Genomic DNA, 24802 nt, shown 5'->3' with positions numbered 1-24802 from the left:
TGTCTTATGCTTGTCGGGCCAGATCGAGCGCCCTCCGCTTTTCTATGTACAAAGGGGAGAGCTTTTGGCGTCTCCCCTTTGGTGGTGATGGATTATTCGATGTCTACTGCTCCGAGGAAGTCGGATCCAGTTGGATGCGGCTTGAAGTTTTTGACTTTGTTGCTGCCCGCTAGAAGTGGCGTCGAGTGGGCAAGCGGTACCCAAGGGGCATCTTCATGGATGATTTCCTGGGCTTTCTTGTACATCTCGTTACGTTTGTCTTGATCGGTTTCCGATTGGGCATCGATCAGGAGTTTGTGTAGCTCGTCATTGCTATAGTACGTATAGTTGTTGCTTCCGATGTTGTCTTTATCGAGAAGAACATAAAGGAAGTTATCGGCATCTCCGTTATCACCGGTCCAACCAAGTAGGAAGGCATCGGCTTCACCTTTACGGGCTTTTTCAAGATACGTTGCCCACTCATAGGAGACGATTTTGGCTTTGACTCCGACTTTTTCAAGGTCGGCCTGGATGGCTTCTGCCACCTTTTGACCGTCCGGCATATACGGGCGCGGTACTGGCATCGCCCACAGATCCATCTCGAAACCGTCTTCAAGACCTGCTTCCTTCAATAATTCCTTCGCTTTTTCAGGATCGTATTCATACCCCTCAAGCTCATCGTTATAACCTGCTACGACAGGAGGCATAGGATTTTTGGCAATTTCAGCTTTCCCTTCGAAGAAAGCGTCGATGATCGATTGCTTATTGATGGCATAGTTGATGGCTTGACGCACTTTCGGATTGTCGAACGGCTTACGCGTAGAAGTCAAACCGAGGTAGCCTACGTTCATGGATGGGCGTTCAAAGATTTGAAGGTCAGCATTGCTTTCAACTTGGCCTGCATCACTTGGATTGACTCCATCGGCAAGATCGATTTCCCCGGAAATCAGGGCGTTCAGACGAGCAGAGTTTTCAGGGATGGCGCGGAATACCACTTCATCCAATTTAGGTTGATCTTTTTGCCAATAGTCTTCATTTTTCACGAGGACGATTTTGTCGTTACGCTTCCACTCTTTGAATTTAAATGGACCAGTTCCTGCATCCACTGGGTTTTCTCCGAGCTTATCGCCTTGTTCGTCGATTGCTTTCGGGCTGACAATCGCAAACGGGCTCATGGCAATGTTCTTAAGGAAAGGAGCCTGTGGACGTTTCAGCTTGAATTCAACGGTTTTCTCGTCAACAGCCTTCACGTCTTCAATAACGTGCCCTTCGTCTCCTTTAAATCCACCGAACATGGATTTATAGTAATAGAATGCTTCTTCGTTCCCGTTCATCCAGCGATCGAAGTTCTTAACGACCGCATCCGCATTGAAGTCCGTTCCGTCTTGGAACTTCACTCCTTCACGAAGGTGGAAAGTATACGTTAATCCATCTTCGGCTACGTCCCACTTCTCTGCAAGACCAGGATTCGGTTCTGTATCCTGCTCCCCGAAGTTCACAAGGGTTTCAAAAATATTCACTGTGACCTTAAATGACTCTCCATCTGTAACGACTGCCGGGTCAAGTGCCACGGAATCTCCACCACGACCGAATATCAATTGCTTTGGTGCAGCATTATCCTTGTCTCCCCCGCCTTCGCCGGATGAACCTTCGGATCCACATCCGTAAAGCAGTGTGGATACGAGAAGGATCATGAGCATGATCATTGACCAACCTTTTCTCTTCAAACAAATCCCCTCCTGTGGTTTATATATACTTTATACCGCCCGCCTAATAAAGATGGCAGGCAACATAATGCCCTGGTTGCTGTTCCCTGAACTCAGGAACCTTTTGCTTGCATATCTCCGTTGCGTGCGGGCACCTGGTGTGGAACGTGCATCCGCTCGGAGGATTGGAAGGACTCGGGATATCCCCTTGTAAAAGGATGGTTTCCCTTTTAAACTCCGGATCCGGAATCGGCACTGCCGACAGAAGCGCCTGCGTATACGGATGCATCGGCTTATCGTAGAGGGCTTCACTGCTGCTGAGTTCCACCATCCTGCCGAGATACATGACGCCTACACGGTCACTGATATGCCTGACGACGCCAAGATCATGTGCGATGAATATATAGGTGAGGCCGAATTCTTTTTGTAGATCCTGCATGAGGTTGAGCACCTGTGATTGGATGGAAACATCAAGGGCTGACACAGGCTCGTCTGCAATGATGAGCTTCGGACGCGTCATGAGTGCTCTAGCAATCCCGATCCGCTGTCTCTGCCCACCACTGAATTGATGGGGATATCGCTTTGCATGGTAGCTGCTCAAACCTACAATTTCGAGAAGCTCCCTTACCCTTTGGCGCCTTTCTTTCTGAGACCCGATCCCGTGGACCTTGAGGGGTTCTTCCAAAATCTGTTCCACTGTATGCCTAGGATTCAAAGAGGCATACGGATCCTGGAAGACCATTTGGATCTCCCTTCTCATCTTCCGCATTTCGGAATTTGATAGACTCGTAAGCTCCCGGTCCTGAAACGTCACTTTCCCATCGGTTGGATCGATCAATCGCATGAGCATCCTTCCGGTTGTGGACTTTCCGCATCCACTTTCCCCGACGATTCCCAGGGTCTCCCCTTTGTTGACGGTAAATGATACGCCATCAACCGCCTTGACCGAGCTGATTTGCCTCCCCAGCAGTCCCCCCGTGATGGGGAAGTGTTTTTGGAGATTCTCAACCTTCAACAATGGTTCCGTCATAAACTCCCTCCTCCGCTCCATCGAATAGGAAGCATCTTGTGCAATGTCCTTTGGATGTTTCATATAGTTCAGGTGTTTCAACCAGGCAGCGATCGAAGGCCGCTTCACATCTGGCAGCGAATCTACATCCGGTCTTGATCGATCCGGGCCTTGGTACGCTGCCTTTGATCGAATGGAGACGCTGCTGTTTCATCCTCATATCGGGAACCGATTGGATCAACCCCTTAGTGTAAGGGTGCTGAGGATTTTTAAAAATTTCTTCGACCGTTCCTTCTTCAACCACTTTCCCGGAGTACATGACGACGACACGCTCACACGTTTCGGCTACAACGCCGAGATCATGGGTGATCAGGAGAACGGCCGTATTCAATTCCTTATTCAGATTTTTCATCAGCTTCAGGATCTGCGCCTGGATGGTCACGTCAAGGGCTGTGGTCGGCTCGTCTGCAATGAGGACATTCGGATCGCACACCATAGCCATGGCGATCATGACCCGTTGACGCATTCCTCCCGACAGTTGATGAGGGTATTCCTTCACCAGCTCCTCGGATCTTGGAAGCCCGACTTTCTTCAACATCTCAATGGCTCTCTTAAGTGCTTCCTTCTTGCTCAGTTTCATATGTATACGTATGGACTCTGTCAGTTGATCTCCTATGGTAAACACCGGATTAAGGGAAGTCATCGGTTCCTGAAAGATCATGGCAATTTCATTCCCCCTGATCTCCCTCATCCGCTTATCGGTTGCCCTAGTCAAATCTTCCCCTTTGTAAAGAATATGGCCTCCCGTGATTTTACCTGGTGGTGAGGGAATTAGTCCCATGACCGAAAGGGATGTGACGCTCTTACCGCATCCACTTTCTCCTACCACCCCGAGGATCTCTCCTTCATTCACATGAAAACTTACCCCGTCGACTGCCGGAACCTCTCCATCATCAGTGAAAAAGGAGGTCCTCAAGTCTTCCACCTGCAATAAAGGACGTGCTTTCCCCATCAAACCTCTCCCTTTCCGTTATCTAAAAAATCTTTATTTTCTAATTTTATCTGTTTCTTATTATACAAGATGCTACAAATGTTGCAATCTATTTTCAGAATTTTTATTCTTAATAGACAATAATCCTTTCTCTCACTATATGCCGTATGTCCTAGATCATTCCTTCACTCACCAAGGAAAATACTCCCATTTAGGCACCGCAAAAAAAGCCGGTGGAGAAACGAATGTTTCTCCACCGGCTTTCTATTAATTATCTAATTGTTGAACCTGGAACAGTCTATAATAGTGATCCTGCTTTTTCATTAGTTCTTCATGGGTACCCATCTCTGCAATTTCACCGTTTTCCATATGGATAATGCGATCTGCATGGGTTATCGTGGATAATCGGTGGGCAACGATGAAAGTCGTTCTGTCTTTTGCTAGCATCTCCAATGATTCCTGAATGAGATGTTCACTCTCAAGATCGAGGGCGGAGGTTGCCTCATCCAAGATCAAGATCGGTGGATTCTTCAAGAATACCCTGGCAATGGCCACCCTCTGCTTTTGACCTCCAGAAAGTTTCACACCGCGTTCCCCGACTTTCGTATCGTAGCCTTCCGGCAGCTTCATGATGAAGTCATGGGCATTTGCTGCTTTGGCGGCCTCAATCACATCTTCATCCGTTGCATCCGGATTACCGAATTTGATATTCATCTTGACCGATTCACTGAAAAGGATGTTGTCCTGAAGAACCATACCGATTTTATCCCTGAGCGTCCTTACCTGGAACCTTCTGATATCTGTGCCATCAAGGCGTATGCTCCCTTCGGAAACATCATAGAACCTAGGGATCAAGCTGACAAGGGAGGATTTCCCCCCTCCGCTCATTCCGACAAGGGCGACCGTTTCACCTGAATGAATATCCAGGTTCAGATTGCTCAACACCGCTTCTTCTTCTTCCTCGTATTTAAATGATACCTGATCGAATTTGATGTCCCCTTTTACCGTCGTACACGGAATGGCTCCGGGCTCATCGTCGATATCGTATTTCTCATCCATGAACTCAAACACCCTGTCCATGGACGCAATGGACTGCGTCAAGGTCGTAGAAGAATTCACCAGTCTCCTCAGTGGGCTATAAAGACGGTCGATATAGGCGACAAATGCGGCCATCGTCCCGATGGTCAAGTCTCCTTGTATGACCTGATAACCTGCGTACCCGATAATGATGAGGGGTGAAATGTCTGTAATCGTATTGACGACAGCAAATGCTTTCGCATTCCAGCTCGTCTGATCCAAAGCCTTCTGCAGGAAGTTCTTATTCTGACTGCGGAAAGCCGTTTGCTCGTGATCTTCCACAGCAAAGCTCTTGATTACCGGCATTCCCTGGACCCGTTCGTGAAGATGGCTCTGTACTTCTGCAAGAGCCTGGGACCGGTCCCGAGTAAGCCCACGGAGACGCCCGAAGAAATAGCGTACTGAAAGGGCGTAGAACGGAAAGGCAATCAATGATACAAAGGTCAATGATACGTCCATGGTGAACATGATGGCCACTGCGATCAAGATCGTGGCAAGATCCAGCCAGAGGTTCATCAGGCCCGTCATGACAAAGTTTTTTGTCTGCTCCACATCATTGATGACCCTGGAGATGACTTCTCCTGCCCGCGTGTTCGAATAATACTTGAAACTGAGCTTTTGTATATGAGAGAAAAGCTGGTCCCTGATATCATAGAGAATTTTATTCCCTGTCCACTGAGCAAAGTATTGGCGGTAATATTCAACAGGCGGACGAATGATCAGAAAGACCACAACCATGATCCCCATCACAAGGAGGAGATGGTTCGTCTTTTCACCGGCTGTAAGGGTGGTGTTCCCTACTACATCATCGATGACATATTTGATGAGTACCGGAATGAGAAGCGGGATTGCGAATTTGATGATTCCTATAATGAGCGTACCTATGATTTGCCAGCGGTAAGGCTTTACAAACTGCAGGTACCGTTTGATACTGTCCACTTCAAAACTCCTTTCAATCTGACCATGAAAAAGGGATGACCCCGTTGATCGAGAAGCCATGCACGGATCGGATTGAATCCGGCGGCTCTCAGAAAGGGTCAGCCCTCCTATCGGTTACTACTTCCTTTATCCTCTGTGCATTAAATAGCGCTCGTACCAAATATCGATGAAATCAGGGGCAAATGGTCCCTTCCGCTGCCTGATCCATCTGACGAGCTTGTCCACATTCCTTTGCAAAATGTGATCGATAACATCGGGATAACCGTACAACTTGCGATGGGCATCATACTCATCTTCATCCAAGAGCGTATAGGTCATATCAGGATACACCTTGATATCAAGATCATAATCGATATACTTGATCGCTTCGTGATCGTACACGAACGGGGAGCTAAGATTGCAATAATAATAAATACCGTCTTCCCGGATCATGCAGATGATATTGAACCATAATTCTGAATGAAAGTAGCAAATTGCAGGCTCTCGGGTCATCCACGTCCTGCCGTCGGACTCGGTCACCATCGTCCGGTCGTTTCCACCGATGATCATATTGCTCGTCCCTTTCAGGATGGTTGTCTCATTCCATATACGGTGGATGTTTCCATCATGCTTGAAGCTATGTATTTGTACTGAATGCCCTTCTGTGGGAACCGCCATTTTCTACCCTTCTTTCCTTCGGATTGCACGTATAAATAAAAGTCTATTCTATTATTATAACGTTTCCTTCCGAAATTTAAAACAAAAGGGCTACCCATTAGGAAAATACATTCGCTGGGCGCCCTTGTCCTTCATTCGTTTTATACCTTAAAGGGATACTTCCTGTTCTTTTTTATACGAGCGGATGACTTCATCAGTCTGCTCTTGAAAAACTTTTTGAATGTCTTTCAATTCACATTTCTTCATTTCGATTTCTTTTTTCAGTGACTCGGCAAGAGCCATCTCTTCAAGCTCGACCAGCTCCTTTTCAAGCTCTTGGCAACGCTCGATTTCGGATTGAAGGAAGAGCAGCTTGTCCATCGTTTCCAGCTGCTCATGAATCAGTTCATTAAATAACTCCTGCATAGCCCATCCACTCCCTGTTAAAGACTCTCTACACAGATTCTCCTTCCAAACGGTAATCCCTTTGACTTTTCCTGTCCCTTTCCCACCAGTTTTGTCGAAGGGAAAATGAAAAAGCACCCGGAAGGAATCCGGATGCTTTTCATTGGTCATGGAATAGCTCTATGCTATTTCAGACATTATTTTTGTTTCTTTTGAGCTGATTGTTGGTTTTGCTTTTTCACTTCTTGAGCGTTAGTCTCAGAAGCGAACTCAGTGCCGTACTGTTGTTGTCCGGCATTTTGTTGTTTTTGTTGTTGTTGCATGTTTGTTTTGTTGTTTTGTTTTGCCATTGTAATCACCTCCACGCTTATTAAGATAACCAAGGGTGGAGATGACTATTCGATTTTTTTTTGAAAAAAATCAGGTCAGACGAGAAGCGATCGTCCGCCGTCGACAATGATCGTTTGTCCCCTGATCATAGACGAATCATCTGACACTAGGAACATGACGGACTTCACAAGGTCGTCAATTTCGACCATTCTTCCAGCAGGAGTATTCTGGCGGGCGTCTTCAAGAAGCTCTTCGCGATTCGGGAAATGCTTGAGCGCATCCGTATCAATCGCCCCCCCTGATACGGCATTCACGATAATATTCCTTGGCGCAAGCTCGACAGCCAGATAACGGGTCAATGCTTCAACCGCTGCCTTTGAGACGCCTACAGTCGTGTAGTTATCAAGGTAGCGGATGGAACCGAGGGAGCTGATGCTGACGATCCTTCCGCCGTCATCCATCAACTTTGCAGCTTCCTGGGCACAGAAGAGCAGTGCTTTGCTGTTGATATTCATTGTCCAGTCCCAGTGGGATTCTTCCAGCTCCATAACAGGACGCAGCACGCCGGAAGCCGCATTGCTGATGAGAACATCCAATCGCCCGAATTCCTCCTTGATTTGTTCGAACATGGCCTTGATTTTATCCACATCCCCGACATTTGCACGAACGATGAACGCCTTTCGTCCAAGCTTTTCGATCTGTTCAGCTGTCTCAAGGGCTCCCTTTTTACTGCGTGCGTAATTGACGACGATATCGTATCCTTTTTCAGCAAGCTGAATGGCGATTTCCCTTCCCAATCCACGACTGCTTCCAGTTACCAATGCTACTTTTTGACTCATGTTCATCTTCCTTCCTTACCCTCTGTATATTCGTCCTTCATTCATCCAAACTAAGGACAGGAGGGATCATTAATGTATGTAGGTAGAGATATGACCGAACTTTCCATGGTACCAAAGAGTGATTGGAAGGAATCCGAGCTTGCCTTCTTCCATCACTCACTACAACAAATAGTACCTTATTTGAACAGTGAAGGACAATCCATCCACCGTGAAATCATCAAAGAGATCGAGTCACGCGGAGGCCTGTCCCATCATGAAGCTACTTATACCAATGGAACAAAGGTCAGTTATGATTAGGGGCGCACTTGCCCCTTTTCAAGCTGTGAGCTGACTTCCTTCCATATCTTTTGATGGGATACGGGAAATGCATATTTTTCAAGCTCTTCCGGTGTGACCGCAATAAGATCACCATATGAGTCATGATCTTCAACAGCCCCAACGAATACATCGATATCCCATATGATGTGTGAGAAGATATGTTGGAAGGTCGAAGCGATTTCCCTTTTTAACGCACTCTCAACTCCATATACTTCAATGAGGCTTTCATGGAGCTGTTCACGGATGTGACCGGTACTTCCGACTTCAAAGTTCGGAAACTCCCACAAATTCGCAAGAAGTCCGGTGCCGGGACGCTTATGGATCAAAACCTTTCCATCTGTGTTGAAAAGCACGGCTGCTGCCATATTGAGCTTACGGGCACTTTTCTTTTTTGATTTGATGGGAAGTTCAGACTGAACGCCCTCTTCAAATGCATGACAATGCTCCCTTACAGGACAGAGCAGGCATGAAGGGGACGTCGGCGTACAGATCAACGCACCAAGCTCCATCAGTGCCTGATTGAAGTAAGAAGGGTTTTCTTCAGAAATGAGGCCCCGTACCGCTTCTTCGAACACCTTTCGCGATGAAGGCTTGGCAATATCGAGCCAGATCGATAATATGCGCGAGAAGACCCTCATGACATTGCCGTCCACGGCCGGTTCGGGTTTCCCGTAGGCAATACTTAGGATTGCGCCAGCCGTATAGGGTCCTACCCCCTTCAGGGTGGCGATATCTTTCGGATCATCAGGAACGATCCCGCCGTATGAGTCCCTCACCTCCCGGGCCGCTGCCTGCAGATTCCTCACGCGTGAATAATACCCTAGCCCTTCCCAGGCTTTCAGTATTTCTTCTTCATCGGCAGAGGCAAGAGCATCTATCGTAGGAAATTTTCCGATAAATCGGTTAAAATAAGGTATAACCGTATCGACACGAGTTTGCTGAAGCATGATTTCCGACACCCAGACTTTATAGGGGTCCTGGTCCTTCCTCCATGGAAGATCCCGCTGCTCATTGGTGAACCAGGAGATCAGGTCTTCCTGGAACGCTTCACGGTCGATGGAATGGAGATTCTTTAATGGTTCATCTATCACTTTTGTCCCTCCAGGATGTTATTTGGTACTCAATATAGGGAATAACCCCTGTAAGCAGGGGGAGCTTGCCCTCCTGCTACCACGAATTATCACAAAACTGTAATCATTCTTACCTTGAAATTCACACCCATTAACCATATCATGTTCAGAAACGATTCGCGACACAAAACATGCGAGCCAAGGAGGACTTACTTTTGGATACAGGTACACACATCGTCATGGGGTTTGCACTCGGGGGGCTTGCGACGCTGGATCCGGTCGTGGCCGAAAATGCATCCACCGCGCACAGCGTGTTGATCGCTGCGGTTATCGGCTCCCAGATCCCCGATGTCGATACCATACTTAAACTTCGGAACAATGCCGTTTACATCAGGCATCACCGGGGCATCACCCATAGCATACCCGCTGTCATCCTGTGGCCACTCCTGATCGTCGCCTGCCTGTACCCATTCTTCCCGGGTGCAAATCTGCTTCATCTTTGGTTATGGACCTTCTTCGCCGTCTTTCTCCACGTGTTCGTGGATATCTTCAATGCGTACGGCACTCAGGCCATCCGGCCGATTTCATCGAAATGGGTGGCTCTCGGGGTCATCAACACGTTTGACCCCATCATTTTCGGTATCCACATCGTCGGATTGATTCTATGGGCCGTTGGCTTTCCGCCCGGCCAGACGTTCCTTGTGATGTATGCGGTCATTATCGGATACTACCTCCTGCGCTTCATCGTGCAGAAGACGGTCAAAAACGCAGTCAAAAGAAGGATCCCCAATGCCGAACGGATCATCGTCTCCCCGACGATCCGATTCTTCCAATGGAGGCTGGCCATACTTACCAAACATCACTACTATGTGGCACGTGCCTACAGGAGATCCATCACGATCTACGATGAGTTCAAGCGGGTTCCGATACCGGATATCCCGGTTATGAATGCTGCCCGGAAAGATAAAAATCTGGCCGCATTCCTTTCCTTTTCCCCAATCTACCGTTGGGAAATGGACGAATACGATGACCATTATGAAGTAAGATTCATCGACCTCAGGTACCGCAACAATGGTCACTATCCATTCGTTGCTCTCGTGCAGCTCGATAAAGATCTGAACATCGTCAGCTCTTATACGGGTTGGGTGTTCAGCGAAGAGAAATTACGCCAGAAGGTGGATATCAATGTCATCATTGATTGAATGACGAAAGGGACGGCCAATTGGCTGTCCCTTTCGATTTCCACCTGATCAGTGGACCGTATGATCTCCGTCATCAAGCAAATGACTGTATTTCGGATTTCTCGCCGCGAAATCATGCACATTTGTTCCATACGTCGCAATCCATTGCCTTACAACCTTTTCAGTGACTTCTTTTCCTTTATATTCATAACCAGCCTTGGCATAAGTCGTTTCAAAATCTTCCCAAACAAGCTCAACCCAAGTCCTTGCCTTTTCATACGTCAGTTTGGAATTTTCATCCATAAGAAGCTGTGTCAGTTCGTGAAAAATCGATTCCATTATCCACCCTCCTTTTCCAGTGACAGTAACGTGTTTTCTATCTGAAAAATCATCATACTATAGATGTGGCATCGTCCACAAACATTCCACCCTTTAAGGAGGCAGTCACATGCGCAATAAGACAACAGGGTTTCCGAATGAACATGGCAATAAATTCGAAGGAGAACCCCGTGCCAAAGCGGAATATGCATCCAAAAGGGCGGATGGCACCATCAATACCCACCCTCAAGAACGAATGAAGGCTTCAAATAATCGCAAGCAGGATTCACTCTAGAGCAGGGGGGAATAGTTGATGAAATTCAATCGAGATTACAACAGTCCATTTAAAAAGGCATTCTACAATCCGAAGCATGCCCATGCACAAGCAAATGGACAAACAACCCAGACACAGAATCTGATCATCCTTGAGCGCGATACTAAAAAGCGCACATAACATGTTGCCCGTTCCCTTTGCGGAATGGGCTTCACTTTTTCTTATCCGGGGCAAGCAGTGAAATCGGCAATGCCTCTTCTTCCCCATTTCCGCCGAGGCGGTAACCCCAGGCAAACACTCCATTCAGGTAGTCAACCTTAAAGTATACACCGGGATCTCCTTCGATCCCATATACCCCGCCGGCCTCATAATCAGCAGGATTCCTCAAATAAGCCTGTGCCATTAGCGTCTTACGCTCCAACACCGCAAACTCATTCACAATGCCCAGCTGCTCAGCCTTGCGTGCCTTCTCCCTCAACGAAGCAATCTCCTGATTCAACTCATGCTCCGTCATCTCACTATAACGTCTCTCCTGATCCATTTCCTCACTCCTCCCTACTATTGTAGTATAAGGAAAATGGTATAATAAGAAAAGCGGAGGCGGGTTGGGCTGACCCGACAAGCATAAGGCGAGGAACCCGGAAAGGCGTTCTGTGCCTTTTTGGGTTCCTTGACTTATGACCTCGAGGGGCAACCCGCCGGAGCTGGACAATAGAAAAGCGGAGGGCGCTTGCTCTGGGGCGACAAGCATAAGACGGGATGGACGGAAAGGCGTCCTTTGCCTTTTTGGCCATCACGGCTTATGACCTCGAGCCCCAAGCGCACGGAGCTAGCCAAAAGAAAAGCGCAGACGATCCACCATTTGCTCAACAATAGTACATACGCCGAAAGGATTGATCATCATGGGAACAGCAGTCATAACTGGTGGAGGCACCGGGTTAGGAAAAGAACTTGCAAAACAGCTCAGCGCAAAGGGATATGATATTCTTCTTGTCGGCCGCAGGGAACAGCCGTTAAAAGAAACTGTCCAGAGTATCCTTGCATCAGGTGGGCAAGCTTCATATGTCATCATGGACGTCCGCTCACGATCTGAGATTGAACATACGCTTTCAACATGGGGCGCGCGAGATATTGAACTGCTCGTCCATAATGCAGGGGTGGGTTATTTCGGTCCACTTGAATCATCCACCGACGAAGAAATGGTCGCCACCTTTGAAACAAACGTGTTTGGTCCCATCCGCCTGACAAAGGCCTTGATCGAAGCTGTCCCCCATCCCAGGTGCACTGTCATCAATGTAATCTCGACGGCGGGGCTCCGCGGTAAGAAAAATGAATCGCTCTATGCGGCAAGTAAATTTGCACTCAGGGGATTCGGTGAAAGTCTTCAGAAAGAATATGAAGAGAGCCCGATCCGGATCGTGAATGCCTTTATGGGGGGAATGAATACACCATTCTGGGATAACAGCGACCATGTTGAAGATGCCAGCCGATTCCGCTCACCATCAGAAGTGGCAGAGATGATCGTATCCCAGTACACGGAAACAGAAGAAATCATCATTGAATCCAAGAAATAAAAAAAGAACCTGGAAGGTCACTCTTCCTGGTTCTTGATTTCCTCTATTGCCCTGTCGATATCCTCCATGGAAAACCCTTTTCGGTACAACGCCTGCTTCATCCTCTGATTATAGTCGTACCCTTCATACTTTGAGCTCAGCTTGCGGTGGGCCTTCAATGCCTGATGGTAGACTGCCTGCCACGCTTCGTCATCATCCCGCTGGTTGTCGACCGTTTCCCAAGCCTGCTTCATGATGGGGCCGGTGTACCCTTTCCTCATCAAGTTCTGTTCAATTTTTTGTTTTGCCACGGTAATGGAGTCATTTTTGTACTTCTTCAGCATCTTCTCCATAAGGGCAGCAGCCTTTTCAACCTGCTGATCCTGAGAAAAGGCCTCTAGAGCCTCTTCGATATACTGGGCATCCACGCCTTTCCTTCTCAGTTCTCCACTTATCCACTTCGGCCCTTTATCCGATGTATTCATATGGGTCCCCGTGAAGGCATGGGCAAACTCCTCATCGTTTGTATATTTCAATTCCTTCAGCTTATCCATCACCTCTTGTACGATCCCATCCTCCCACTCCGACTCAAGAAGGTGGTCACGCACTTCCTTCTCCGTTCTCATCCGGTAGGAAAGATAATGGCTTGCTTTATTGAAAGCTTTCTTCACGTCATCCGCATATTGAAGCTCACTGATGGCAAGCTCGTCCACTTCAAGACCCTTTCGTAAATGATGCGAGGTCAGTATCCCTTCATCGACACTGAATGCATATTTTCCATCTATAAATAGGTTATAACGTTCTGTATTTTTGATCTGCCTTGTTATCTTTGTGATGGTTCCCATCTTTATCACCTCATTTCAATCGTAACACATCCTTTATGTTTTTAATTCTGCAAAGAGGTAAAATAATAAGTATTAACTGGAGGGATGATCATGAAAATAGCGATTACCGGCGGGACAGGATTTGTTGGAAACGTGTTATCAGAGGAACTTCTCAAACATGGGCATGAGCTATTCATCTTGACCCGCAATCCTGACAAACAAACCGCGCACGAAAACATAACCTTTATCGGCTGGATGATCGAAGGAGCCACTCCTGAAAGCCACCTTGAAGGAATCGATGCCTTCATCAACCTGGCAGGTGAATCCATCAACAGCGGCAGGTGGACGGAAGAACGAAAGCGCAGGATCCTCGCGAGCAGGATTGACGCCACCCAGGAAGCACTGCGCATCATAAAGAATCTGGAAACCAAGCCGGCTTCCTTCATCAATGCAAGCGCCATCGGAATCTACCCTTCTTCTGTATCCAAGACCTATACAGAAGCTTCTACTGAACAAAGCGAAGAATTCCTTGGACAGACGGTACAGATATGGGAACGCGAAGCAGGAAGGGCCCGTGAGATGGGTCTCCGTGTCGCTTTTATGCGATTCGGGATCGTATTGGGAAAAGACGGCGGCGCTCTGCCAAAGATGGCCATTCCTTATAAGCTCTTCGCCGGAGGTCCTGTAGGAAGCGGGGAACAGTGGATGTCATGGATCCATATACAGGATATCGCCAAGGGGATCTCCTATACCCTCCAACATGAAGACATTGAAGGTCCAGTCAATCTGACGGCACCCAACCCGCTTCAGATGAATGAGTTTGGAAAGGTGCTTGCCGAAGTACTCGGAAGGCCCCATTGGCTGCCGGTTCCTTCCCTTGCTCTTAAAGCGGCCATGGGAGATATGAGCACCCTCGTACTCGATGGACAAAAAGTCATTCCAGAAGTCCTTTTGAATCACGGATATGAATTTGAATACCCGCACTTGAAGGATGCACTTCAGTCCATTTATAGGTAAATTACGTATACCCCACCCTCTTCAAGGAAAAGATGGAAGTAGGTTTTAATGGAAGGGGTGTACAGATATGGACAAGAAAAAGGGCGATCAAAACAAGGCCACACTGACCTCTGCTCAACAGGTCACCTATTCCCATCAGTTCAAGGCAGCTGACCGTGCTGCAGGCTATGCGCCGAAACGAAATCGCTAGGAAATTTTCCCTTATTAAAATGGGTGACAATGACCCACACTATACGTACAGGCGCCAGCGCTTGTACCGACTATGTATGATAAGGGGATGTTTCGATTGGGAAGATCGCATAAGAATCGTGATAAAAATGCCAATTCATTGCCTCAGACTCCGGCCCAGAACAAAATGGGCGTCGACGAAGAGTTCTCACGTGAACTTGCCGACCAGGCCGATCTAGAAGCCCAGGCCCGCGCCAACGCTGCCAATCAGCGTGCCCGGGCGAAGAAATAGCACCATCATACGACAGAAGCCCCCGCTCACGTTTGTGAGCGGGGGCTTTCCTTTATTCCTCTTCGAAAGGCAGTGGCTCATAGCGGTAGTGATCGAGATTGACTGTCCCGTTCTGAAAGAGGACCCCTTCCTGACGAAGAGCTTCCATTTGGTGCTGACCTTCTTTTCCACCTAGACTGATTTTCCCTTTCGCATTCAAGACTCGATGCCAGGGTAACCCGCGCTTTGCACTCATGGAATGCAGGATCCTGACTACCTGTCTTGCACCCCGAGGACTGCCGGCGTGCGCAGCAACCTGTCCATAGGTCATAACCCTTCCATGAGGTATCGACTTGATGATGCAGACTGCACGTTCTGTGAATGGCTTCAATTCTCCAGCCCTTCACGTTCACCGATCCTCAGCTGCTGCTTGGCAAAATCACGGTACAATGCGTGTGAAGCAAATAGTTCTTCATGATTGCCGCTACCTGTCACCTTCCCTTTCTCAAGGAAGATGATCTGGTCAGAATCAACAATGGTTGACAGACGATGAGCAATCACGATCGTCGTCCTCCCCTTCATGAGATTCTTGAGCGCTTCCTGTACAACGATCTCAGACTGACTATCGAGGCTAGAAGTCGCCTCATCGAGCATGAGGATATCGGGGTCCCTGAGAAGTGCCCTAGCAATGGCTATACGCTGGCGCTGCCCACCTGAAAGCTTGATCCCGCGCTCCCCTACTTCCGTATCGTACCCATCCGGAAGATCCTTGATGAAGTCATGGGCAAATGCCATCCTTGCGGCTTCGATCATTCTTTCTTCAGGTATTTCCCCTTCAAGCCCATAAGCGATATTATCCCGGATAGAACCGGAATAGATCGGACTATCCTGGGAAACGTATCCCAGCAGGCTTCTCCATGATTTCAAGGAGAAGGTGCTGATAGGCGTTTGCCCAAAGCGGATTGAACCGTGTTGGGGGCGATAGAATTGTTCAATCAAAGAGAACAACGTGGTCTTTCCGCTGCCGCTCGGCCCGACGATGGCGGTGACCTTTCCTTTTTCAGCCATGATACTTACTTCTTTAAGGACCATTTCTTCGGTCTCGTACCCGAATGATACATCTTCGAGGATGAGGGCCTCATCAAGATCCTTCACCTCTTCCCCTTCATCGAGGCGCTCCTCTCCAAGCTGAAGGATGGAAAGAACTTTTTCCGTCGCGCCCACTGTTTTTTGGAACTGGGTGAAAAAGACGATGATCTGTGTGATGGGCATGATGATCTGGAACAGGTAAATGAAAAAGGCAACCAATTCTCCTGCCGTCATGGCTCCGGAAGTTACCCGAATACCACCGAATCCGATGATCAGGACAAGGACGATGATGATCATGGATGAGACGACAGGTGACATAAGGGACTGGATGATTCCTTCCCTTATCCCCAACCGGTAAAGCTTTCTGATGCCAGCCTTCCCCTTATCAAATTCAATGTCTTCTGCATTCGAAGATTTCACAAGCCTTATTTCAGAAAGGACACGGGTAAGGTTGGCTGAGAAGCTGGCCGTTTCACCTTGGATGCCCCTTGAGATCTCCGCCATCTTCTTTCCTACGGGAATCAGGAACAAGAGAGCGAGGGGAATGATGGAAAACATCACAAGGGTCAATGGCCAATCGAGGTAGAAGAGGACGATGATTGCCCCGGCAACCGAAATGATGCCTGTAATGAATCCGGTGAGATGCTCTGTGATCAGGTTTTTGATGACTCCTGTATCGTTGGTCATCCTGCTGACAGAGTCCCCCGTTTCATGTGTATCGTAATAAGGGACCGGCAGCGTCAACAGTTTACTCCAAAGCTTTTCACGCAGGGAGGCAATGACGTGCTGACCTACCTTGGCGAGCAGATAGACCGAGACACCACCAGCAAGTGCTTGGATGAAAAAGGCTGCAATCATCGCGATGATCACTCCCCTGCTCAGTGAGTCTAAGCTGAAATCATCAATAAGCTTGCTTGTAAGCAGTGGAATGGCAAGTCCTGCGAGCGTCGTCAGGAGACTAAGCCCAAGGGAAATGCCAAATAATAATTTGGGCGGTTTCGTTTCACGGATAAGTGTGAATAGATGCTTCCAAGAATTATTTTGATTTGAAGGATTCATTGGGTCTTCCTTTCGAGGGTTTTGTCATGCATTAATTATCCTTTGATATGTTGGATCTTATTGTTCGTGGTTGAAAGCAAGAAGAGCATAGGACGTCATTCCGGGTTCCTCGCCTTATGCTTGTCGGGTCATCCCAACCCGCCTCCGCTTTTCTTTTTGTCCAGCTACGGGCGCTTGAGGCTCGAGGTCATAAGCCAAACAATCCAAAAAGGCAAAGAACGCCTTTCCGGCTTGCTTGTCTTATGCTTGTCGCCTCATAGCGAGCGCCCTCCGCTTTTCTTTTTGTCTAGCTACAGCGGGGTGACCCTCGAGGTCATAAGTCAAGGTACCCAAAAAGGCACAGAACGCCTTCCGGGTTCCTCGCCTTATGCTTGTCGGGTCATCCCAACCCGCCTCCGCTTTTCTTTTTTGTCTAGCTACGGGCGCTTGGGGCTCGAGGTCATAACCCGTGACGGCCATAAAGGCACAGAACGCCTTTCTGGCCATCCCGTCTTATGCTTGTCGCCCCATGGCCAGCGCCCTCCGCTTTTCTTTATTCTATACTGTTTTACTCTCTGACTAAAGCTTCTTTCCTAGATGGATAGTGGTTTTTGTATTACACTAGAGAAGAATTCTAAGAAGGACGTGATTGTCAATGCCAACAGATATTAAATTGATCGCACTCGATATGGACGGGACGCTTGTGAATGACGAGGGAATGGTCTCTCCGGAGAATGAGAAGGCTATTGAGCTCGCCAAAGAAAAAGGCATCCATGTTGTATTGAGTACGGGACGCTCTTTGCGCACATGCCGCGATATTTCGGATCAGCTCGGAAGATCCTCTTACCTTGTGACCGTTAACGGCGGGGAGATCTACGACAAAGAGTACAATCTTGTCCATGGGACGCCTTTGGATAACGAGCTTGTGAAGGACCTTTGGAAACTGAAGGAAACCCACGATAAGGATAGCGTTTATTTCTGGTCTTCCACTTCTCAAGGCCTTTTTAACAGCCATAATCCATTCGATGGTAAGATCGAAGATTATAATTGGCTCAAATTCGGCTTTGATATCAAGGATGATGAGGTCAGGAAGGTCATTTTGGACGAGCTCATGAATAACGAAGCACTCGAAGTTTCGAACTCAAGCCCGACCAATATTGAAATCAATCCAGCCGGCGTGAACAAGGCCGCGGCACTCGTCAAAGTATGTGAATGGCTCGGACTATCCATGGACCAAGTGATGGCCTGCGGAGACAGCCTGAATGACATGGCCATGATTCGTGAAGCCGGGATCGGTGTCGCCATGGGCAATGCACAGGAATCAGTCAAGGAGGCGGCAGACTGGGTAACCGGCCGCAATACGGATCACGGGGTGGCACAGGCCATTCATAAACTATTGGAGCAACAATAATTCTCTACAATAAAAGGCGTATCGGCCAAACCGATACGCCTTTTTGTCTTTATGAGCCGACGATAATATTGTCATCTTTCACAGACACGTTTACTTCCTTCACACCGTCTTCTTCAAGAAGTAGATCGGCGATGCGATCTTCCACCTGTTCTTGGATGACGCGGCGGAGAGGACGTGCACCGAATGCAGGATGATAACCAAGGTCCACCAGTTTTTCCTTGGCGACCGTATCGACCGTAATGGAGATGCCTTGTTCGGATAGATCCTTCCTTAGATCATCGAGCATAAGGTCGAGAATCGTAAGAAGTTCTTCTTTTTCGAGTGATTGGAACTGAATGATGCTGTCGAAGCGATTCAAGAATTCCGGTTTGAAGTACGCTCCGAGAGAGGTCAGAATGTTGGTTTCTTTGATAGCATCCGTTCCACCTGTATCGAAACCGACGACTTTTTCCTTCACATCCGTCACTCCGGCGTTGCTTGTCATGATGATGACAGCATCCTTGAAACTGACTGTCCTTCCCTGGCTATCAGTTAAACGGCCATCTTCAAGGATCTGCAGGAACATATGCTGGACATCTGGGTGCGCTTTTTCGATTTCATCAAGAAGGATGATGGAATACGGGTTCCGTCTTACCTTTTCTGTAAGTTGACCTGATTCCTCATGACCAACATATCCAGGTGGTGATCCGATAAGTTTTGAAACAGAGTGCTTCTCCATATACTCACTCATGTCGAGTCGGAGCATCGCTTCTTTGGAGCCGAAGAGTTCTTCTGCAAGGGTCTTCGTGAGCTCGGTTTTCCCGACACCGGTAGGGCCGACGAAGAGGAATGTACCGATTGGACGATGCTTCGCCTTCAGTCCTGCACGGCTGCGGCGGATGGCTTTAGCTACTTTTTTCACGGCTTCCTCTTGGCCGATGACTTTGCCGGCAAGATTTTCTTCAAGTGATTTCATGCGCTCACGATCGTCGCTTTGGAGCTTGCCGACAGGAATACCTGTCTTAGACTCCACCAGCGATTGAATAAGCTCGGTTTCGACAGTGGCATCATGTGTTTGATGTCCCTCATCCAACTGTTTTTCAATAGCCGCTTCCTGATCTCTCAGGCGGGCTGCTTCTTCATAGTTCTCTGCTTTTGTAGCCTGCTCTTTTTTCACCTTGATGTCACTCAGCTTTTGATGAAGTTCGGCTGTATCTTTTCCTTCAGACAGCAAATTCACTTTTGAACCGGCTTCGTCCATGAGGTCGATCGCCTTATCAGGAAGGAAGCGATCCTGGATATAGCGGTGTGAAAGCTTCACACATGCTTCAAGGGCTTCATCCGTGAATGTGACTTTGTGGTACGCTTCGTATTTATCCTTGAGGCCTTTCAGGATTTCAATGGATTCCTCAAGTGTAGGCTCGTTGACCATCACGGGTTGGAAGCGGCGTTCGAGAGCCGCGTCTTTTTCGATCTGGCGGTATTCTTTAAGGGTTGTCGCTCCTATGACCTGAAGCTCACCGCGGGCGAGGGCAGGTTTCAGGATATTTCCTGCATCCATGCTTCCTTCTGCAGATCCTGCACCAACCAGCTGGTGGATCTCATCGATGAAGAGCATGACGTTTTTACGGTTTTGAAGCTCATTGATGATACCTTTCAGGCGTTCTTCAAACGAACCTCTCACACCTGTTCCCGCTGTAAGGGAAGCGACATCCATGACATAGACTTCTTTATTCATTAATTTCGAAGGCACGTCGCCAGCGATGATTTTCAATGCAAGACCTTCCGCGATAGCCGTCTTACCGACACCCGGTTCCCCGATGAGGACCGGATTGTTTTTGTTGCGGCGATTCAGGATTTCGATCACCCGGTCGACTTCTTTGTCGCGTCCGATGACAGGGTCGATCAGTCCTGCTCTTGCTCCGTCGGTCACATTGCGTCCGAATTGGTCAAGCAATCCTCCGCCCCTCTGTTGAGTCTGAGGCTGGCTTCCTTGTCCGGACTTGAATCCTGACTGCTGGCTGCCTCCGATATTCATGCCTTTAAATAATTCATCGAACGGGAATCCACCGTGCATTCCAGAAGGTGCGGTCTGCTGTTGAAAGCATGTTGAACACATATGCACTTTGGATTTCGTTCCGTTCACTTGAGTAAACAATTCAATGGTTGCCTGATGTTGTTGACAAACTTCACATTTCATTGTGTATGACCTCCTGTTCAAAATTCATCAATGGGTAAGGTCTCATTTGACTTTGACTAACTTTGACCTTATGAACATAGTATACTCTGACCTTTTTTGACTTTCAAGGTTTTTGCTCAAATTTTTGATGTCACTCCGACACTGCCCTGGAGTGTGAGAATCAGTATAAGACCACGTTGATCTTCTCTCAAGGTTTTTGCTCACAAAAAAACCGCCATGGGAAGATGACGGTCCGTACATGCCGAGATTATGAAAACTGCTTGCTACGTTCGAAATGGTCAGAAGGTATCTTCCGTACAACTTCCTTTCCGATTTCAAGGGAGGCAGTTGCGGCTGGGGAGGGGGCGTTGCAGACATGGATGCTTCTTTTTCCATTCACGATGAAGAAGTCGTCCACGAGCTCGCCGTCACTGGTCAACGCTTGAGCGCGGACCCCAGCATCTGCCGTCACAAGGTCGGCTTCTTGGATCGCAGGCATGAGCACCTGTACATTTTCAACAAACTTTTTCTTGCTGAAAGAGCGAACCATCTCCCCCATCCCTTCCTTCATATATTTTGATGCAATCTTCCAGAATCCAGGGTAGGTCATCACTTCTGCAAAATCCTTCAGATGAAAGTCTGTCTTCCGGTATCCCTCCCGCTTTAGGCTAAGGACCGCATTGGGCCCGACGTCGACTGCCCCTCCGATCATTCGGGTGAAGTGAACACCGAGGAACGGGAAGTCCGGATTCGGTACAGGGTAGATCAAGTTGTTCACGAGGGCTTTTTTATCCTCTTTCAGCTTGTAGTACTCACCACGGAAGGGAACGATCTTCATATCGACGTGATAGCCGGTCATGTTGGCAATCCTGTCGCTCTGAAGACCCGCGCAGTTGATGAGATACCTGCCTCTGATCGTTTCCCGGTCGGTTTCAACCACGACTTCATCCTTTCCTTCCTCTATCATCCTGACTTCTTTCGAAAGTTTGATTTCTCCATTATTATTTGAAAGGATTTCAGCCATTTTTTCTGATACCTGCCTGTAATTCACGATGCCTGCCATGGGGACATGGATGGCTCCGACGCCGCTGACATGGGGTTCCTTTTCGAGCAGTTCTTCTTTTGAGAGCCTCGTGATACTCAGTTCATTCTGAAGGCCCCGTTGATAGAGATTTTCCAGATGAGGGATTTCCGCCTCATTTGCTGCTACGATGACCTTTCCACAGATATCGTGCTCAATCTGATGCTCCCTGCAAAATTCAGTCATGGAACGGCTTCCCTGTCTGGCGAAAAGGGCTTTATAACTGCCCGGCTTGTAGTAAATACCTGAGTGGATGACCCCGCTATTATGCCCCGTCTGGTGAGAAGCCACTTCTTTCTCCTTATCAATCAGGACAATCTTGCTTCCCGGGTTCTTTTCGTTTAAGGCGAGTCCGACGGAAAGACCGACGATTCCTGCGCCTACGATGATGAAATCATACATATGAACACTGCCTTTCTTAATGGATGTTGCAGGACTCTGCTAGCAATTCGACGAGATGCATGACCCTGATTTTGCCTTCAAGACCTTCTCTTTTGACCCCCAGGAGCATCTGGAGATGGCAACCTGGATTAGACGTGAGGATCACATCCGGCCTGACCGACCGAATATTTTTCATTTTCATGTCCAGGATGTCCATGGATTCTTCATAATTCACCAGATTATAGATGCCAGCTGATCCACAGCACATCTTCATATCGGGATACGGAAGGAACTTAACCCCCGGGATCCTCGAGATGAGTTCCAGCGGTTCGTCCGCGACACGCTGGACGTTCGTCAAGTGACAGGAAGGCTGATAGGCAACGTTCAGAGGAGACCTTTCCTTGAAAGGAAGATCCACTTTGCGAAGGATCGCACTGATATCCTTCGATTTTGAAGCGAATTGCTTTGCCCGGTCATACCATGGGTCCCCCAGCTCGAAAAGATGATGGTATTCGACCATGGCTGCACCGCAGCCTCCTATGCTATTCACGACGAAATCCACGTCCAGTTTTTCGAACGCCTCAATATTGGCCTTTGCGAGTTCCTTTGCTTTGTCCCTTTCACCACTATGCTGATGAAGCGCACCGCAGCATGTTTGCTCTTCAATGAAGTGAACCTCACAGCCCGATGCCGTGAGAAGCTTCATACTGAGATCGTTGACTTTTCTGAAGAAAGTGTCCATGACACATCCTGTGAAAAAGGCGACTTTGAATCGGGTTTCCCCTTCTTTGACCGCCATGGTTCCTTCTTTTCGTTTACCGGAGAGGACCTCAGGCATGATCGCCTCCATTTCCCTCATTGAATCAGGGAGGACCCTTGTCAGATTCAGCTTTTTGACCAGGTCATCGAGATGCCATGTCTGATACCAGTGCAGACCCGACCCTATGAAGCCCAGGACATTTCGCTTCGGGAATACATGATGGAACAGCACCTTTTTTATCGTCTTTTCCTTCACCGTTTCATATTCTTTTCGATAGGCAGAAACCGTGCTGAGGGCAGATTCCAGAATCTTGCCGTACTGGACGTTGGTTGGGCATGCCGGTTCGCACGCCCTGCATCCCAGGCAGAGCTCCATCGGGCCAGCAAGATCGTCAATGGAGATCCTTCCTTCAGCGGCCATCTTCACCAGATTGATCCTTCCACGAGGGGAGTGGGTTTCTTTCTTCATCGTGATATATGTAGGGCAGGATGGGAGGCAGTATCCACACTGGACGCAGTCGAAGGTTTCATCATAAGCAAGTGACGATTTCAAATCGGTTGTACTACTCATGACAACACCAACCTCTGACCCGGTTCAGGGAAGATTTTGCCGGGATTGAGGATGTTATTCGGATCCCATGCGCGTTTGATCCGGTGCATCATGTCCAAGCCTTCCTTTCCAACTTCCATTTCCATGAAGGGGGATTTCATGACCCCGATCCCGTGTTCACCCGACAAGGTTCCCCCAAGTTCCACCGCTGCTTTGAAAATCTCCCCGACTGCTTCTTCCACGCGGCGCATTTCCTCGGGATCCCTCTGATCTGCGATGATATTAGGGTGAAGATTTCCATCCCCGGCGTGTCCGAACACCACCAGATGAACCCCATATGTGTCCCTTATGATTTTTAAACGTTTGAACATCTCAGGAATCTTGCTGCGGGGAACCGTTGCATCTTCCGATATCTTTGTTGGTTTGATCCTGACAATCGCTGGAGAAACAAGTTTTCTCGCTTTCCACAGCTCACGTTCTTCTATGACATTCCGGGCAACTTTCACCTCTTCAGCTCCAGCAGCTATACATACCTTTTCAACTACCTCCATCTCATGGGCGATGGCTTCAGGATGCCCATCAAGCTCCAGGAGAAGGACCGCTTCAACATGGATTGGAAGTCCCAGCGGCTCATATTCCTCGACTGCAAGGACGGATGCCTGATCCATGATCTCCATCTTTGAAGGAAGGATGCCCGATGTGAGGATTTTTGAGATCGCCCTGCCGGAATCGACCAGGTCCTTGAAAGGAATGAGTGCGGTCTTTGTCGCCACGGGTTTCGGAATGAGCTTTAAAATGGCCTCTGTCACGATGCCTAGGGTCCCCTCCGACCCGACAATGAGCTTAGTTAAATCGTAACCGGTTACATTTTTCACCGTCTTCCCACCGGTCCTGATTACTTCTCCTTCTGGAGTCACCACCTCAAGACCGATGACATAGTCTTTCGTCACTCCATACTTCAATCCCCTCGGTCCACCGGAATTCTCGGCAAGATTTCCTCCGATGGTGGAAACATGAGCCGAACTCGGATCAGGAGGATACATCAGCCCGTGCTTACCGGCTGCGGTGTCGATGGAACCGGTCAACACTCCAGGGGAGACGATGGCGATCATATCATCAGGGTGGATCTCAAGCTTCTGATCCCAAAGTGAAAAATCGAGTACGACACCGCCATGGACGGCAAGGGGTCCACCACTCAAGGATGTTCCCCTTCCCCTCGGGTACAGCGGCACACGGTGAGTATTGGCGATTTTCACAATTGCTGCTGTCTCTTCCGTAGAAATCGGCTGGAGGACAAGATCCGGCTGAAAGATCCCGAATGATGCATCATAGGAATAGCTATAAAGATCGGCCGCATCCTCGAGGCATCTTTTTGGATCCTTCATGGTTGCTTTCAGTTCTTGGCGGCATGCTATCGTCAGTTCCATTTT

Annotated in this window: 27 protein-coding genes; 9 read left to right on the top strand and 18 right to left on the bottom strand. The window is 48.4% G+C overall.

Annotated elements, in window-relative coordinates; all coding sequences use genetic code 11:
• Positions 1 to 92: 92 nt before the first annotated feature.
• The 8 genes from K6T23_RS07325 to fabL form a co-directional block, all read right to left on the bottom strand.
• On the bottom strand, positions 93 to 1685 hold the full coding sequence (locus K6T23_RS07325) for an ABC transporter substrate-binding protein (RefSeq protein WP_238284396.1): 1593 nt from the start codon (positions 1683 to 1685) through the stop codon (positions 93 to 95).
• A 64-nt stretch (positions 1686 to 1749) separates the two neighbouring features.
• Entirely contained in the window at positions 1750 to 2715 is a 966-nt protein-coding gene (locus tag K6T23_RS07320) for an ABC transporter ATP-binding protein (protein WP_056534611.1), read from the bottom strand.
• Positions 2690 to 3706 carry an ABC transporter ATP-binding protein gene (locus K6T23_RS07315; protein WP_238284071.1) on the bottom strand — a complete coding sequence of 339 codons (1017 nt, stop codon included), beginning with the start codon at positions 3704 to 3706 and terminating at the stop codon, positions 2690 to 2692. The genes K6T23_RS07320 and K6T23_RS07315 overlap by 26 nt, the downstream gene beginning before the upstream one ends.
• 246 nt (positions 3707 to 3952) lie before the next feature.
• Complete coding sequence (locus tag K6T23_RS07310; protein ID WP_056534609.1) at positions 3953 to 5701, bottom strand: ABC transporter ATP-binding protein; 1749 nt, start codon at positions 5699 to 5701, stop codon at positions 3953 to 3955.
• Positions 5702 to 5827: 126 nt separating this feature from the next.
• The gene (ntdP, locus tag K6T23_RS07305) at positions 5828 to 6358 is read right to left on the bottom strand and encodes a nucleoside tri-diphosphate phosphatase (RefSeq protein ID WP_053427999.1); all 531 of its coding nucleotides are present in this window, start codon (positions 6356 to 6358) and stop codon (positions 5828 to 5830) included.
• Positions 6359 to 6505: 147 nt separating this feature from the next.
• Positions 6506 to 6763, bottom strand: coding sequence for a YgaB family protein (locus K6T23_RS07300; RefSeq protein WP_079515411.1), 258 nt, complete (start codon positions 6761 to 6763; stop codon positions 6506 to 6508).
• Positions 6764 to 6939: 176 nt separating this feature from the next.
• Positions 6940 to 7092, bottom strand: coding sequence for a gamma-type small acid-soluble spore protein (locus tag K6T23_RS07295; RefSeq protein ID WP_056534607.1), 153 nt, complete (start codon positions 7090 to 7092; stop codon positions 6940 to 6942).
• Positions 7093 to 7167: 75 nt separating this feature from the next.
• The gene (gene fabL, locus K6T23_RS07290) at positions 7168 to 7911 is read right to left on the bottom strand and encodes an enoyl-[acyl-carrier-protein] reductase FabL (protein WP_048007785.1); all 744 of its coding nucleotides are present in this window, start codon (positions 7909 to 7911) and stop codon (positions 7168 to 7170) included.
• Positions 7912 to 7983: 72 nt separating this feature from the next.
• Between fabL and K6T23_RS07285 the strand changes: the two genes are divergently transcribed.
• On the top strand, positions 7984 to 8208 hold the full coding sequence (locus K6T23_RS07285) for a hypothetical protein (RefSeq protein WP_048012508.1): 225 nt from the start codon (positions 7984 to 7986) through the stop codon (positions 8206 to 8208).
• Here K6T23_RS07285 and mutY read toward each other — a convergent pair.
• Entirely contained in the window at positions 8205 to 9317 is a 1113-nt protein-coding gene (gene mutY / locus K6T23_RS07280; RefSeq protein ID WP_420493505.1) for an A/G-specific adenine glycosylase, read from the bottom strand. The genes K6T23_RS07285 and mutY overlap by 4 nt on opposite strands.
• Positions 9318 to 9514: 197 nt before the next feature.
• Between mutY and K6T23_RS07275 the strand changes: the two genes are divergently transcribed.
• The gene (locus K6T23_RS07275; RefSeq protein ID WP_218246875.1) at positions 9515 to 10501 is read left to right on the top strand and encodes a metal-dependent hydrolase; all 987 of its coding nucleotides are present in this window, start codon (positions 9515 to 9517) and stop codon (positions 10499 to 10501) included.
• 48 nt (positions 10502 to 10549) lie between these two features.
• Here the strand turns inward: K6T23_RS07275 and K6T23_RS07270 are convergent, their stop codons facing one another.
• Positions 10550 to 10819: a YfhJ family protein gene (locus tag K6T23_RS07270; protein WP_238284069.1), complete on the bottom strand. Its 270-nt coding sequence runs from the start codon at positions 10817 to 10819 to the stop codon at positions 10550 to 10552.
• Positions 10820 to 10928: 109 nt separating this feature from the next.
• On the opposite strand from K6T23_RS07270, the gene K6T23_RS07265 reads away from it, so the two are divergent.
• Both K6T23_RS07265 and K6T23_RS07260 read left to right on the top strand, forming a co-directional pair.
• Positions 10929 to 11093: a small, acid-soluble spore protein K gene (locus tag K6T23_RS07265; RefSeq protein WP_079515361.1), complete on the top strand. Its 165-nt coding sequence runs from the start codon at positions 10929 to 10931 to the stop codon at positions 11091 to 11093.
• Positions 11094 to 11111: 18 nt separating this feature from the next.
• Positions 11112 to 11252 (top strand): YpzG family protein, encoded by a 141-nt coding sequence (locus K6T23_RS07260; protein ID WP_079515360.1) that lies wholly within the window; start codon positions 11112 to 11114, stop codon positions 11250 to 11252.
• 31 nt (positions 11253 to 11283) lie between these two features.
• Here the strand turns inward: K6T23_RS07260 and K6T23_RS07255 are convergent, their stop codons facing one another.
• Positions 11284 to 11613 carry a YfhH family protein gene (locus K6T23_RS07255; protein ID WP_056534603.1) on the bottom strand — a complete coding sequence of 110 codons (330 nt, stop codon included), beginning with the start codon at positions 11611 to 11613 and terminating at the stop codon, positions 11284 to 11286.
• A 361-nt stretch (positions 11614 to 11974) separates the two neighbouring features.
• On the opposite strand from K6T23_RS07255, the gene K6T23_RS07250 reads away from it, so the two are divergent.
• Positions 11975 to 12646: an SDR family NAD(P)-dependent oxidoreductase gene (locus tag K6T23_RS07250; protein WP_238284068.1), complete on the top strand. Its 672-nt coding sequence runs from the start codon at positions 11975 to 11977 to the stop codon at positions 12644 to 12646.
• A gap of 17 nt (positions 12647 to 12663) precedes the next feature.
• Here K6T23_RS07250 and recX read toward each other — a convergent pair whose 3' ends face one another.
• Positions 12664 to 13470, bottom strand: coding sequence for a recombination regulator RecX (recX, locus tag K6T23_RS07245; RefSeq protein ID WP_056534601.1), 807 nt, complete (start codon positions 13468 to 13470; stop codon positions 12664 to 12666).
• Between the two features lie 90 nt (positions 13471 to 13560).
• On the opposite strand from recX, the gene K6T23_RS07240 reads away from it, so the two are divergent.
• The 3 genes from K6T23_RS07240 (at position 13561) to K6T23_RS07230 (ending at position 14926) form a co-directional block, all read left to right on the top strand.
• A complete protein-coding gene (locus tag K6T23_RS07240) occupies positions 13561 to 14466 on the top strand; it encodes a TIGR01777 family oxidoreductase (protein WP_238284067.1) in 906 nt (301 codons plus the stop codon).
• Positions 14467 to 14533: 67 nt separating this feature from the next.
• On the top strand, positions 14534 to 14656 hold the full coding sequence (locus tag K6T23_RS07235) for a YfhE family protein (protein WP_079515356.1): 123 nt from the start codon (positions 14534 to 14536) through the stop codon (positions 14654 to 14656).
• An 87-nt stretch (positions 14657 to 14743) separates the two neighbouring features.
• The gene (locus K6T23_RS07230; RefSeq protein WP_174564569.1) at positions 14744 to 14926 is read left to right on the top strand and encodes a YfhD family protein; all 183 of its coding nucleotides are present in this window, start codon (positions 14744 to 14746) and stop codon (positions 14924 to 14926) included.
• Positions 14927 to 14978: 52 nt separating this feature from the next.
• Here K6T23_RS07230 and K6T23_RS07225 read toward each other — a convergent pair whose 3' ends face one another.
• Both K6T23_RS07225 and K6T23_RS07220 read right to left on the bottom strand, forming a co-directional pair.
• A complete protein-coding gene (locus tag K6T23_RS07225; RefSeq protein WP_238284066.1) occupies positions 14979 to 15296 on the bottom strand; it encodes an MGMT family protein in 318 nt (105 codons plus the stop codon).
• Positions 15293 to 17053, bottom strand: coding sequence for an ABC transporter ATP-binding protein (locus K6T23_RS07220; RefSeq protein ID WP_238284065.1), 1761 nt, complete (start codon positions 17051 to 17053; stop codon positions 15293 to 15295). The genes K6T23_RS07225 and K6T23_RS07220 overlap by 4 nt, the downstream gene beginning before the upstream one ends.
• Positions 17054 to 17687: 634 nt before the next feature.
• Here K6T23_RS07220 and K6T23_RS07215 point away from each other — a divergent pair.
• Entirely contained in the window at positions 17688 to 18443 is a 756-nt protein-coding gene (locus tag K6T23_RS07215; protein ID WP_056534597.1) for a Cof-type HAD-IIB family hydrolase, read from the top strand.
• Positions 18444 to 18492: 49 nt separating this feature from the next.
• On the opposite strand, the gene K6T23_RS07210 is transcribed toward K6T23_RS07215, so the two are convergent.
• The 4 genes from K6T23_RS07210 to K6T23_RS07195 form a co-directional block, all read right to left on the bottom strand.
• Complete coding sequence (locus K6T23_RS07210) at positions 18493 to 20622, bottom strand: ATP-dependent Clp protease ATP-binding subunit (protein ID WP_056534596.1); 2130 nt, start codon at positions 20620 to 20622, stop codon at positions 18493 to 18495.
• Between the two features lie 247 nt (positions 20623 to 20869).
• Positions 20870 to 22084: an L-2-hydroxyglutarate oxidase gene (lhgO, locus tag K6T23_RS07205; protein ID WP_056534593.1), complete on the bottom strand. Its 1215-nt coding sequence runs from the start codon at positions 22082 to 22084 to the stop codon at positions 20870 to 20872.
• A gap of 16 nt (positions 22085 to 22100) precedes the next feature.
• Positions 22101 to 23393 carry a (Fe-S)-binding protein gene (locus tag K6T23_RS07200; RefSeq protein ID WP_238284064.1) on the bottom strand — a complete coding sequence of 431 codons (1293 nt, stop codon included), beginning with the start codon at positions 23391 to 23393 and terminating at the stop codon, positions 22101 to 22103.
• Positions 23390 to 24799, bottom strand: coding sequence for an FAD-binding oxidoreductase (locus K6T23_RS07195; RefSeq protein ID WP_056534591.1), 1410 nt, complete (start codon positions 24797 to 24799; stop codon positions 23390 to 23392). Before K6T23_RS07195 ends, K6T23_RS07200 begins: the two co-directional genes overlap by 4 nt.
• Positions 24800 to 24802 lie beyond the last annotated feature (3 nt).

Source organism: Rossellomorea marisflavi (genome assembly GCF_022170785.1).
Taxonomy (GTDB): Bacteria; Bacillota; Bacilli; order Bacillales; family Bacillaceae_B; genus Rossellomorea; species Rossellomorea marisflavi_B.
Note: the sequence above shows the minus strand (reverse complement) of the source record. Positions and strands in the feature narration are given on the sequence as shown.